The 12,244-nt window shown below is 54.4% G+C and carries 10 protein-coding genes and 1 pseudogene; 8 read left to right on the top strand and 3 right to left on the bottom strand.

The genetic code is table 11. The features are described from left to right. Positions 1 to 5: 5 nt before the first annotated feature. Both ABIE13_RS12935 and ABIE13_RS12930 read left to right on the top strand, forming a co-directional pair. Entirely contained in the window at positions 6 to 155 is a 150-nt protein-coding gene (locus ABIE13_RS12935; protein WP_354444723.1) for a hypothetical protein, read from the top strand. Positions 156 to 625: 470 nt separating this feature from the next. Further along, positions 626 to 1,174: a hypothetical protein gene (locus tag ABIE13_RS12930; RefSeq protein ID WP_354444009.1), complete on the top strand. Its 549-nt coding sequence runs from the start codon at positions 626 to 628 to the stop codon at positions 1,172 to 1,174. Positions 1,175 to 1,254: 80 nt separating this feature from the next. On the opposite strand, the pseudogene ABIE13_RS12925 reads toward ABIE13_RS12930, so the two are convergent. Then, positions 1,255 to 1,442: pseudogene (locus ABIE13_RS12925) on the bottom strand (adenosylhomocysteinase); the annotation flags it as partial. 467 nt (positions 1,443 to 1,909) lie between these two features. Further along, on the bottom strand, positions 1,910 to 2,914 hold the full coding sequence (locus ABIE13_RS12920; protein WP_354444007.1) for an acyltransferase family protein: 1,005 nt from the start codon (positions 2,912 to 2,914) through the stop codon (positions 1,910 to 1,912). A 95-nt stretch (positions 2,915 to 3,009) separates the two neighbouring features. On the opposite strand from ABIE13_RS12920, the gene ABIE13_RS12915 reads away from it, so the two are divergent. After that, positions 3,010 to 4,638, top strand: a complete 1,629-nt coding sequence (locus ABIE13_RS12915; RefSeq protein WP_354444005.1) for a peptide chain release factor 3 — start codon at positions 3,010 to 3,012, stop codon at positions 4,636 to 4,638. A 222-nt stretch (positions 4,639 to 4,860) separates the two neighbouring features. Here the strand turns inward: ABIE13_RS12915 and ABIE13_RS12910 are convergent, their stop codons facing one another. Then, positions 4,861 to 7,344 (bottom strand): DUF7657 domain-containing protein, encoded by a 2,484-nt coding sequence (locus ABIE13_RS12910; RefSeq protein ID WP_354444003.1) that lies wholly within the window; start codon positions 7,342 to 7,344, stop codon positions 4,861 to 4,863. Between the two features lie 157 nt (positions 7,345 to 7,501). Between ABIE13_RS12910 and ABIE13_RS12905 the strand changes: the two genes are divergently transcribed. The 5 genes from ABIE13_RS12905 to ABIE13_RS12885 are packed head-to-tail and all read left to right on the top strand — an operon-like array spanning position 7,502 to position 12,145. Continuing rightward, positions 7,502 to 9,559 (top strand): hypothetical protein, encoded by a 2,058-nt coding sequence (locus ABIE13_RS12905; protein WP_354444001.1) that lies wholly within the window; start codon positions 7,502 to 7,504, stop codon positions 9,557 to 9,559. A 27-nt stretch (positions 9,560 to 9,586) separates the two neighbouring features. Beyond that, positions 9,587 to 9,943, top strand: coding sequence for an EamA family transporter (locus ABIE13_RS12900; protein ID WP_354443999.1), 357 nt, complete (start codon positions 9,587 to 9,589; stop codon positions 9,941 to 9,943). 1 nt (position 9,944) lies between these two features. Next, complete coding sequence (locus ABIE13_RS12895; RefSeq protein ID WP_354443997.1) at positions 9,945 to 10,916, top strand: glycosyltransferase family 2 protein; 972 nt, start codon at positions 9,945 to 9,947, stop codon at positions 10,914 to 10,916. Continuing rightward, a complete protein-coding gene (locus ABIE13_RS12890) occupies positions 10,906 to 11,703 on the top strand; it encodes an HAD-IIB family hydrolase (protein WP_354443995.1) in 798 nt (265 codons plus the stop codon). The genes ABIE13_RS12895 and ABIE13_RS12890 overlap by 11 nt, the downstream gene beginning before the upstream one ends. Positions 11,704 to 11,734: 31 nt before the next feature. Continuing rightward, the gene (locus tag ABIE13_RS12885) at positions 11,735 to 12,145 is read left to right on the top strand and encodes a GtrA family protein (RefSeq protein WP_354443993.1); all 411 of its coding nucleotides are present in this window, start codon (positions 11,735 to 11,737) and stop codon (positions 12,143 to 12,145) included. Positions 12,146 to 12,244: the final 99 nt, after the last annotated feature.

Raw genomic sequence — 12,244 nt, 5'->3', positions numbered from 1 at the left:
TCCGCATGGCGCACGACGCCGCGAGCACACTGGCCTATCTGTGCATCAGCCCTCATGACGTTCGACTGGCACAGGAGAGGTTTCTCGAGATCTACTTCCATCCGCTGCGGAGCATGCTGGATTGGCGCTTCAATCGGGGAATCAATCTGTCTTAGGAATCCACCATCCCAGGGGCCAGGCCCACCCCTCAAGATTAGATTAGTCAACCCTGTGTCGGGGCGGACTATCGCACGTAGACGACGGCCTTGCGACGCGGTAAGGTGGCGCGCAGCACATCATTTTGGCTATCGTCAACTCTCATCTGTTGAGCATCAAGCCGGCGGTGTGGTTAGTAGTTTCAAGAAACAGTGAACATACAGTACAAACTTGGAGTACTCTTTAGCATTTAGTCCCGAAGAATCGAGGAGTTACCGTGGGATCTAGATCTTTAACTGCAATTGCACTTGCATGCGTACTGACGGCAGGTTGTGGCGGTGATGACTCCCCACCACCTGTGTCTGCAAAAGAACTTTGTTTTACTCCAGACAGCTCAGTCATTGGATGGCAGACAGATCTCCGATACAACGACAACGAGCCCACTGGCCGACACTACCGCTCAGAGGTCCGGGCACCTGTCGCGGGAGATATGAGCACTCTGTTCCCAGGGATTACTGGTGCTTCAGATACGGACCCATCGCTAAGAATTCGCGCCTCTAGTACCTATTCCACCGCTGTCCCTCAGGTTGGGGCCACCGTTATATTTACCTTGGAAAGCGTCAAGGAGGGCCGAGTTATTACTTTTGCAGAGCATATGAGATACAGAATTTTTACTCGGCAAAATACCTATGATCCTGGGAAGACAGATTTGCGTTTGGAATTAGTGGAGGGCGCGACTGGAGGCATTGCAACCCAACAATACCGGGAGAGTACTGTTTCAAATTCCAGACTCACCACGGCAAACGTTGAACAAACCACGAAATTTCTTGGAATTCAGTCTATTGAAACACCAGCTGGAGTTTTTTCAGCCTGCGGTTTTGAGAGCACTACGACCAATCTGCAGGTTGATGGGCCGACAGTGGTAGAGAGAGTTGTCGAATGGATTTATCGTGGCGTGGCAGTGAAGACTGACTGGCATGCTAGCCGACCCGCCGATGTACTGACATCCGGTCAGGTCAACGACGTGCCGATTAAATAGGCGGCCCTAGGTTATAAAATTCGTCCACGCTGCTTACCCCGAACATGCCTCTTGCCACAAAGGCAGTGCCCGCCGAGTGACAAGACTGCGGTTGTTATGTGAAGGCTACCCGTGATGCGAGCACCCTTTAAAGCCTGCGATTTGGCAAATTCCTCGCGAATAGGCATCAGGCCGGGCATTTCCGTCTCATTGACGCCCGTTTCCTTGCAGCCCAATCGGACAGGTTGATGTCTGCGATGGCGCTGTCAGCGGCCACGGGCGTTTTCAACGCATGCGTTCATGATGGTTTCAGAACAACTTATGTTGAACCACTGAAGCAAGCGGGGATTAAAAAAGCTCACCGCATTTGCATCAGTGGATGGGCGTCGTTGCAAAGAAAGGCATCCAGGCCTCACGTCTGGCACTTGCCCTTTTCCGCCCCCAGGTTCGAGCTCATCCAGCCAATGATTAAGCGCGGCTGCGCCGTCTCGGCCTTTGACATCAAGCTGCCTGCGCCTGTGCAAACCTGATTTGCTTGAGGTTATTGTGCGCTTCGTTGCAAAACAAAAGCCCTTCGACGGTCGGCACGATAAAGAAAGGCTTACGGGCAGGCAAGTTTACTTTAGCTGCGGCACAAACCAACGCGCTCAAAAGAAAAAGCGCGGCCAGATCGGACTTTGACCGGCTATCCGGAGAGATCGAGGGAAAGGCAGCATCGGTCGAGTTTCCCGCGAGCCAATGCCTCAAAGCGGGTAGTCAGAGCAGCCGCTTGAGACGCAGAGCAGGTTTTTCCACGAAGGTCCACGATAGCCAAGCCAGCGCAAGCGTGATAGCGGTGGACAGCGCCAAACCCACGCCGAAGGGCAACTGATTGTCCCCGAGCCAGATAACCGTTTGCTGAACAGGATAGGCATAAATGTAGAGTCCGTAGGAGACATCCCCATAGCGACCCGCTCGCCTGAGCACAGGCCATGAGGCTGTGCTAAACAACACGACAACCACCGGGACACCCAAGGTGTAGGCCATTTCTTGGAAACCCCCGAACCACAACGCCAGCACCGCTACGAATGCGGCAATGCTCACCTTACGACGATGCGGAATCCATATAGCCCTCAGCTGATACAAGGATGCTGCGCAGAAAAATACGACTGCCATCTGCAGATGCAATCGTATCGGCTGGTCATATCCTGTCTTGAACAGGAAAAAGAACCAGCACGCAAACAACGAAAACACAACAGGGAGTACGAACGTCCGACGCATAAGCCCCAGCAAGCCGACGACCAACAACGCCAAATAGCACCGGATCTCAATTGGGATGGTCCAAAGAGAGCCGTTCGCGCTCTCGGGTAATGGATTACCCACGAAAACACCAGGCAACTGCGCTTTGAAAGTCCAGAGATTCAACTGCGTCAGATAGTCCCACGTCGCCGGAGATGCCAAATAGGACTTCACTCCGAGCTGGCTCACGATAGGCCCTAGTAGCAGAGCGACTAGAAGGCAAACCACTAGCAGCCCCGGCCAAATGCGCAACAGACGTCTGGCTGCAAATCTCCAGGCATTCGGATCGTGACTCCAACTCCCCGCTACCAGATACCCGCTGATAGCAAAGAAAATCAGCACGCAAAAGCCTCCGAGGCTTACTCCTAGAAAGATGGGTTCCGGAAGTCCCGTGAGTGAGGCTTGGTGGCTGATCAATACGCCCAATGCCGCCGCCATGCGAAGAAAATCGAAATTGTTGTCTTTGTGTGGTTCTGGCTGCATGAAAACGATAGGACAAAAGAAGATTCGAATTTGCCCGAAAATAGCATCTTTCTCCAGGCGCGGCGTCTTGCTTCGCTTCTTAACGGAATTTTGTTTTGTCTATCGTCTCCGAAACGCGGCGTCGCCGCACCTTTGCCATCATCTCCCACCCTGACGCGGGCAAGACCACGCTGACCGAGAAGCTGCTGCTGTTCTCGGGTGCGATCCAGATTGCGGGTAGCGTGAAAGCACGCAAGGCCAGCCGACACGCGACCAGCGACTGGATGGAAATCGAAAAGCAGCGTGGCATCTCGGTGGCGTCGTCAGTGATGCAAATGGTCTACCGCGACCACGTCGTCAACCTGCTGGACACACCTGGCCACAAGGATTTCTCAGAAGACACTTATCGTGTGCTGACCGCAGTCGATTCGGCCCTGATGGTGATCGATGCTGCCAACGGGGTCGAATCGCAGACACGCCGTTTGATCGAAGTTTGCCGCCAGCGTGATACGCCCATCATCACCTTCGTGAACAAAATGGACCGTGAAGTGCGCGACCCGCTGGACATCATGGACGAGGTCGAGCGCGAACTAGGTATGCCCTGCTGTCCCATTACCTGGCCCGTGGGTCAGGGCAAGGCTTTCGGCGGCATCATCAACCTGCGGACCCGAAGCATGACTGTGTTTCAGTCCGGCAGCGAAAAACGCCCGCAAGACTTTGAAGTTATCTCGCTGGACGACGCCGACAGATTGCGCGCACGCTTTGGCCAATCGTTCGACGATGCCATGGAGAGCATGGAATTGGCTGTAGGGGCATCGGCTGAATGGGACCACGAAGCCTTCCTCGCTGGAAAACTCACCCCTGTGTTTTTCGGCTCCGGTGTCAACAACTTCGGTGTGATGGAGGTTTTGGACGCTGTCGTGGATATGTCGCCCTCACCCGGCCCACGCAAAAGCTCCTTGCTGGTCAACAAACAACCTGTCGAAAAAATCATCCAACCGGAAGATGAAGGATTCTCAGGCGTGGTGTTCAAAGTGCAGGCGAATATGGACGCCAACCACCGCGACCGGATTGCCTTTGTACGCGTGGCGTCTGGCAAATACACGCCGGGCATGAAGATGAAGGTGCAGCGCACAGCCAAAGAGTTGCGCCCCACCAGTGTGGTGACCTTCATGAGTCAGCGCCGTGAAGCAGTGGAAGAGGCGTATGCGGGGGACATCATCGGCTTCACCACACACGGGGGCGTGCAGCTCGGCGACACCATCACCGACGGTGCCAACCTTCAATTCACCGGGCTGCCTTTCTTCGCACCCGAGATGTTCATGACTGTGGTGCTTCGAAACCCCCTCCGCACCAAGCAACTGCAACAAGGCCTGATGCAGTTAGGCGAAGAAGGCGCTATCCAAGTCTTTAGACCCGAAGCTGGCGGCAATATGCTGCTGGGTGCGGTAGGCCAGTTGCAATTCGAAGTGGTGCAACACCGTTTGAACAACGAGTACGACTGCGACGTGCGCTTAGAAGGCTGCCAATATACTGGAGCCCGTTGGATTACCGCCGACACGCCGGCAGAACTGCGCGCGTTCGAAAATGCCTATCCACTGCGAATGGCGCAAGATGCTGCGAACACCTTGGCATATTTGTGCACCAGTCCTTACGATGTCAGGCTGGCGCAGGAGCGGTTTCCAAAGATTCACTTCCATCCATTGCGGGAGCACGCAGGACTTGCGCTTCAGTCAGGAAATTAATTACGCTGCCAAATTCATCAAGGGCAAGCCAATGCAAGTCCGAACTTTAACTAATCGGAAGTAAATCCAAGGCATCATGAGACAGTTAGTTAAATCCCAGAGAGCAAGCCGTCCGAATTTCGGGGGGTGGTCTGGGTCACGAAAGAACTGTAGATGACAAAAAAGACCTCTACCCCCGTAATGCCGCATCGTGGTCAAAAAAACTGTTCTACAAAAGGCACCTCATTTCACTCGAAACCAAACATATTGACGGTGCTCGCCAATTCGTTCCAACCCCGAGTTTCCATCCAGCGCGTTAGCTAAGCTCTCGTGCGACACAACACGCTCTGCTCCTGTGCGTGTGAAGTCGAATGCGATGGGGTCAAAAAACACCCTCACAGCATCCATGCCCGGCGACATCACGCGGTAGTGCAACGGCCCCGCCACATTCTTCTCCGGCAAGAAGACCAAGTGCTGATACCGATTGACTATTGGCCACTGATCCTCGGGCAACTGCATCCCACGCCATAGCGTTCGGTGGGGGTAATACAAAGGGCCGTCGATCACTGGTACTCCGAGTGCAGCCAAAGCCATTGCCGGCAGCGAATCACTATCTACGACCAGTGTTTTGGCCAGTCGTGGCCTGCTCGCATCTGTCACAAAAGGCTTGACGGCATCGGATAGCCATACCGCTTCTGGAGCTCTTGAGACCGGCGTGTATGTAAATGCAGCCCCAAAACCCATCACTAGCATGGCTAGCGTCAAGGCCATAGCCTGTCTGCGCCACATCCACCAAGCCATGGCTGCGCACATAAGAACAACAGCTGCTCGAAAGGGCCAGGGATTGTGCGGCATCAGATCTGGACCGATGTGTGCCAGCATCCACCAGGCCAATGCAGCGCTGCCCGCTGCCAAGGCGATCCCCATCCCTGAGTGAGCAAAACGCGAGAATTCCCCCGATGGCAAATTCCTGGTTACCTGAACACCGATCGACGAAGGTGACCGTAACAAGCATGTCAAAACCACCATAGCCAAACCTAAGCCCAAATCCATCCGATTGATGGTCAGAACACCCCACTTGGACATTTCGGCGAGCCACAATGGAAAGCCCATTAAGCAATACCACGCATAAATGGCCACAAACGTCACCAAGCCTAGCCACACCCCTCTGGGTCGCGACGACTTGAAGGCGCCCCAGAGCAGCACTGCTGCCATCGCAAAAGGCACAAAGAAGTACGAACTGATCTCTGATTTGTTAGAGGCCGGGCCCATGTTATTGGCAAATGCTTCCAAGCCCAAGTACCCCCGCAGCATCCAAATCAGCGAGGGATTACCACCCAACTCTGCCTGTCTTCCGCCTGGATATACGGTTGCCTGGACCTGCGCCACCGCATCGCGCGTATCCAGCCACCAACTACCCAGCAACACGCCAGCCACAACCACTGCACACGACAAGGCCAGCCATTGGCTAATTCCCCACACCAACTCTCTGCGGTGATCCAGTACCCAGCCCAGCATCAAAAGCGCACACAAACTACCCACGATGACCAACCATGGCGGATACAACACCAGGACCCAGCTAGCTAGCACCCACCCTAGCGCCGCCCCCAGGGATAAGGTACTCATCATCGATCGAGTGCGGAGCAATTTAGCCGCCAAACAAAAGCTCAAGACCGGAAACAAACTGGCGTACAAGGGCCAGTTGGACCAACCTGCCGCATAGGGCACCATGCAAAATGACGTGGCTAACGCTAGATTCCTACCCGCTTGTCCGGCCCGCAACGTGTTCAGAAACCACCATACCGCCAGAAGACAACCCCAGAACTGAATCTGCCACTGCCAACTCATGGCTTGACGCAAAGGCAGAACAAAATAGCCCCACGTAGCAGGTCTAGCCAGCGCGGCCACTTGAGCAATAGGTACACCAAACATACCTATGACCCCCATGTTCTGCCCCTCAGGGCCGATATTGGTGTTGACGATAGGGAATTTCGGCTCGTGATTCAACTGCGCAAATACTGCCGGTGTAATTACACCCCATTCGTCCCAGCGATCAAGCTTGAAAGAACGCGAATGCCATTGGCTACCTTGCCATTCAAGAAACGATTTACCCGCATAGCTGTCAGCCATACGCCGCCAGGAACTCCCGGTCCAACCTGCCGCCACCAGCAGCAACGCTAAGGCGCCAATCCCCCAGGCCAGCGTACGCTGATGCCGCTCCACCCAACATCCAAGCTTCCCACACCAATTTTGAAAGTGGCGGGACAAACCCAATCCAATAGCAATCACAATCACGGCCAACATTGTCCAGTGCCGGCCATAGATTACAGGCACATGTGCCGAAAGCTCGGCTCCAGACTTAAATATCAACGGGTGATATTTGCTCTCATACTCAATACCAATAGCTAGTGGAAAGTAACCTCCATTTTGAAATTTTTCCGAATTAACCGTGAACTCGAAATCAGAATTTTCATCTGAACGTGATTTTACGGAAAGGCCCTTAATGAATATATTTGGCTCACCAGGCCTTACACTAAAATCACTGACTATCGCAGAAGGGATTATGCCTTTAACTATGACTTCAACATTCGCATCTGCCTGATGTGCTCGCACTTGCTCCACCAAGGCCCAAGGCTCGCCGCTCGAAGCCGCGACATTGCTTATCCATAGACACCCGAGCACCATGGCAAGCAAAAACGATCTAAAAAGAAAGGTGGTTTCACGCATGCAATCACTCCAAGCTTGGAATTTTATTTATTTTCATGGTCTCTCAAAAAATTCCACTCCATCTAGCCACAAAAAGCTCAATAAATCTTAAAATCTTGCCCTAATTTTAAATCGATTCAGTAAAATTAAGCGCCACAAAAAAATGCAACAGCATAGCATGAAAATTGCACGCTACAAAGGAAAAAGTTTTAAAGACGGGGTGACCACAATATACACATCGGACCTGATTTCGATGCCACGCATATTTTGGTTTTATTTTTCAGTAGTTTGTTTAGTCCTTCTGCTGTCTAAGGCAACCCGGCAGCTTATTCGTTTTTTTCCGTCGCCCGACGCTCCCCTCAACAACGATGCATATTGGACCTATCTGCCCAATGCCCGCGCACTGCTCGATCATCCTTGGGAGTTCCTGACCGAGGATCCAGCCAGTTACTACGTAGCGCCACTGGGTTATATCTGGCCTGCGCTGTGGGGTGCAGACCCGGCACTCATCCAGTTAGCCAATTGCTTTCTGTTTTTGACGTGCATCTTGATGATGTGGCGAACTGCCAGCCAGCTAGGAGGCATCTGGGCAGGCATTCTCGCGACAGCCTTGATAGTTTTCCACCCGGATCTCACACGCCATATACCCTTGGTTCTGACTGAGTCTATCTATCTGTTCGGCCTAATGCTTCTGACCATGTCAGTCGTGGAATATGCCTTGAATGAATCCAAGCCCCGAGCCGCTCTCCGGTGGGCGGCACTAGGGCTGACGGTCACGTTGCTTTCGCGTCCCGTTCTTCAGATATTCGCGTTGGCGGCCTTGGTCGCTGGTTTGGCGTCATGGACGGCTCTTTCTTGGCTGCGCGTCAATACAAGCTTCGCACATGCCGCTCGGGCGATTTTTTTAAATCGACCTGTTGTCGTTGCATTCATCGCCGCGCTGGTACTTCCAGCCGCGGTAGTGCTGAAAAACGGACTTTGCTTCGGCCTCTGGGGCATTGGAACGGGCTCAGGATCAGGGCTGTATTACGGAGTTAGTCCTTTCAAGATGGGCTTGGAGCCTGTCTTCTCGGGCTTCAACTATGACGCGGGCGTGACACCATTGACTGTCGCGCCCGAAACGAAAGGCAATCCACTCGCACTGCAATCGGAAAGAATCAATACGCGCGTGGCTTTCGATATTGTCAAAAACACATCGTTTTTGGATAACACCTCATTCTTCGCTCAAAAGCTCAAGGCTTGGCTCTTCTACAGTACCCCTGAGATGCGAATGTCGCGAAATCTCCGCGGCTTCCGAACGTTCGAATGGCTGGCCATAGGGTTAGCGGCATTGACCATATTGATCTCCTCGAAGCGACGAGCTTTGAATAGGAGGCTGCGTTTGCCAGGGCGCCCGGGAATGGAGCGTCAGAAGATCGTGGTTCTGGGACTGTTGCTACTCGGTGTATTGGGCATGTCGCTCCAACTCACACCCGTTCTGTACAACACACGCTACAACACCTTTTTTCTGGAACCGTGGATGATCCTGCTTGCAAGCGTAGGCACGGCCATTGTGCTTCAGCTTCCAGAGAAATTTAGACATCTGCCCGTTGCTCGCAGATTAGTATGGTTGGCTGGGAAGGCACTCATTGTGCTAATGCTGGCAGGTATGCCAAGTGTGCTACACCGGTATTCGCTTCACCACGAAAGCTGGGGCATGGATCCTTATCGCCCGGGCCCAGTGGCAGTTCTACTAGATCGTTCGTCCATGGGGCCTATTCACGCCGCTTCAGCGAGTTCTCTGGGAAGTGACCGCTGGCGGCTAGAAAGCGCCCCTGCCACACTGACGCTCCCATTGCAGGTGGTAATCGCCGATACGTTGGCGCCCATCCAGGTAATGGATGGCATCTGGCGGTTGCGCTTCGCGGTATCCTCACCCGAAGATGGTGCGATCAACGCCTGCCGAAAGGCCACACTGGCCTTAACCAACGCGCACCCAAAGCAAACTCGATATGAGCCGCTACCAACGCTATACCTAAAACCGGACAGCGCTATGCATACTTATGCCATTGATGGCAATGGTGAAATGCGCCCCGCCGGATCGGGCGCCCTCTCCATTACATTTCACTGTCCACCCGGAACTATCGTGACCTGGGCGGGAGCGGAGCTGCTCAAATCGACATTACCGGAAGCCGCGCACGCCCTCATCCATCAAAATCGTGCTATCGACCCCTATCTTCGCCGTGACCCCCGATGACCGGCCTTAGCCTCTTGGGCCCATACCATGACCCCGCTACTCACCAGTATCACCGTCCTCTGTGTCCTAGGCATTTCGCTCGGGCAACTGCTCTTCAAGAAAGCAGCGCAATCCATTATCAACGCCGCCAACTGGCAACAATGGGTGTTCAATGGTTGGCTCATCGCGGCCCTCGCCTTGTACGGAGTCACCACCCTGGTGTGGATCTGGGTGCTGCGCCATGCGCCGCTGCACATTGCGTACCCGTTCATGGGGCTTGCCTTCCTTATCGTGCCCGTTCTTGGTTGGATGATGCTGGGCGAGGCGATCACCTGGCAAACATTGGCTGGCGGTGCGCTCATCCTGGCAGGGGTGACCTTGGCATCCATAGGGGGCCATAGCTGATATGACGATGCCTCCACGCATAGCCGTAGCCATTCCCTGCTACAAGGTTCGAGCTCAGATTCTTGACGTCATTGCCGGCATCCCGTCCTCTGTGCAGCGCATTTTCGTGGTGGACGACAAGTGCCCACAAAACAGTGGCGCGCTGGTACAAAGTGAGTGTCATGATCCCAGGGTGCGAGTGATTTTTCATGAGGAAAACCAGGGCGTGGGCGGTGCCATCGCCACGGCCTATCGGGCGGCACTCGAAGAGCCAGTGGACATCGTCGTCAAGGTGGATGGCGATGGGCAGATGGATCCGAAATTGATCCCGCATTTCGTGCGGCCTATCGCGCGTGGCAAGGCCGACTACACCAAGGGCAATCGTTTCTATCGGCCTGAATCGCTGAAGGGAATGCCACCCATACGCCTGTTCGGAAATGCCGCGCTATCTTTCATCAATAAGCTGAGCACGGGCTACTGGTCTGTGATGGACCCCACCAACGGCTATACGGCCATCCACACCAGTGTTTTGCGAGAGTTGCCTCTGCACAAGTTGGAGAAGCGCTACTTTTTCGAGACCGACATGCTCTACCACCTGAATACGGTGCGGGCGGTGGTACGCGACATCCCTATGGATTCCGTGTACGCAGATGAGGAATCGAGTCTGAAGGTGTCCAAAGTGCTGCCGGAGTTCATGGTCAAGCACGTCACTCGATTTTTTAAGCGCTACGTCTACCTTTATCTTTTGCGCGACTTCAATCTGGGCAGCCTCTACAGCATCCTTGGGGGACTTTTATGTTTGCTGGGTGTGATCTTCGGGCTGGTTCACTGGGTTATGAGCGATGCGACGGGCGAGCCTGCCACCAGCGGCACTGTCATGCTGGCAGCGTTGCCCCTCATCATCGGGATTCAGTTCTTGATTGCATTTCTGCATCACGACGTGGAGCGCGTCCCTACAGAGCCACTATCGATCGATTTGGCAGATGATGACTGAATCTGCGCTGATATCGCTGGAACAAAAGCAGACAGGTGCGTGGCAAGACGTGCAAGGCGTCTTCACCGACATCGACGACACGCTGACCACTGATGGCGCAATTACTCCAGATGCCCTGGACGCTCTATCTGCCCTGAAAGCTGCGGGGCTGCATGTGGTTGCGATCACCGGCCGCCCCGTAGGCTGGAGTGAACCATTCGCGCAGGCCTGGCCGGTGGACGCGATCGTCGCAGAAAACGGTTCGGTTGCAATGGTGGAGCACCGCACGCTTTATCAGGAAGACGCCGCCACGCGTGCCGCGAAATTTTCTCGTCTTCAAGAGGTCGCAACTTGCGTTCTCCGGGAAGTACCTGGTGCGGTATTGGCGAGCGACTCTGCGGGCAGAGAAACGGATATTGCCGTGGACCACAGTGAATTCAGTCACTTGAATGAATCGCAAATTGCCCAGGTGGTGGCAGTCATGCGGCGCGAGGGTCTGAATGCCAGCGTGAGCAGTATTCATGTGAATGGATGGATTGGTGACCACAACAAGTGGCAGGGCGCTTGCTGGATCACGCGCACGCTGTTTGGCCGTGAACTGCAGGACGAAACGGACCGTTGGGTGTACGTGGGTGATTCGACCAATGACCAGCTCATGTTCGAACGCCTGCCGCACAGCGTGGGCGTGGCCAACATCCGAAGATTCGAGGCCGAGCTTCAGCACAAACCACGCTACATCACACAAGGCGAGCGCGGTGCCGGGTTCGCTGAAGTGGCGCGAGCGCTATTGAAGGACAAGGGGCTTTGATCATCTTGAGCAAGATGCCCCGCCACACACCATGAAACTTAGCCGTAGCCTGTTATGGTTCGCAGCAGCCGGGGTTCTAGGCTTGGTAGTCGACATTGCCGTGCTGACCGCATTGCGTGACACCTTGGGTGTTTACGCGGCGCGTGCGATTTCTTTTCTGGCCGCTGCGACGGCGACCTGGTTGGTCAATCGACACCTATCGTTCGCGGGGCGAACGGCGAGCATGAACATCTGGCAGGAATATCTGCGCTACCTGGGCCTCATGCTGGGGGGTGGTGCGGTCAATCTGGCTGTTTATTCATTCCTGGCCTGGCGCTACTCGCAAGCGCCATTTTGGCTGGCCATGTACGTGGGCGCAGGGAGTTTGGCCGGTATGACCGTGAATTACCTGGGGGCCAGCCAGTGGCTGTACCGCCATAAGTCGCCTGATAAGCGGCCTTAGCACGCGCGGCTAACGACAGGAACGGTGGTTCGGACGCAGATGCGTCCTGGCTCTACTCCAATTTGCTTTTTAGAAATTACAAACCGTTCACGCTGAGCC

The organism is Ottowia thiooxydans, from assembly GCF_040548795.1.
GTDB classification, from domain to species: Bacteria; Pseudomonadota; Gammaproteobacteria; order Burkholderiales; family Burkholderiaceae_C; genus Ottowia; species Ottowia thiooxydans_A.
The sequence above is the reverse complement of the archived record's forward strand: the minus strand, read 5'-3'. Positions and strand labels throughout refer to the sequence as shown.

Excerpts from the sequence above, each read along its gene's own strand:
- ABIE13_RS12935 (WP_354444723.1), top strand. The coding sequence starts at position 6 with ATGGCGCACGACGCCGCGAGCACACTGGCCTATCTGTGCATCAGCCCT.
- ABIE13_RS12930 (WP_354444009.1), top strand. The coding sequence starts at position 626 with ATGAGCACTCTGTTCCCAGGGATTACTGGTGCTTCAGATACGGACCCA.
- ABIE13_RS12920 (WP_354444007.1), bottom strand. The coding sequence starts at position 2,914 with ATGCAGCCAGAACCACACAAAGACAACAATTTCGATTTTCTTCGCATG.
- ABIE13_RS12910 (WP_354444003.1), bottom strand. The coding sequence starts at position 7,344 with ATGCGTGAAACCACCTTTCTTTTTAGATCGTTTTTGCTTGCCATGGTG.
- ABIE13_RS12905 (WP_354444001.1), top strand. The coding sequence starts at position 7,502 with ATGAAAATTGCACGCTACAAAGGAAAAAGTTTTAAAGACGGGGTGACC.
- ABIE13_RS12900 (WP_354443999.1), top strand. The coding sequence starts at position 9,587 with ATGACCCCGCTACTCACCAGTATCACCGTCCTCTGTGTCCTAGGCATT.
- ABIE13_RS12895 (WP_354443997.1), top strand. The coding sequence starts at position 9,945 with ATGACGATGCCTCCACGCATAGCCGTAGCCATTCCCTGCTACAAGGTT.
- ABIE13_RS12890 (WP_354443995.1), top strand. The coding sequence starts at position 10,906 with ATGATGACTGAATCTGCGCTGATATCGCTGGAACAAAAGCAGACAGGT.
- ABIE13_RS12885 (WP_354443993.1), top strand. The coding sequence starts at position 11,735 with ATGAAACTTAGCCGTAGCCTGTTATGGTTCGCAGCAGCCGGGGTTCTA.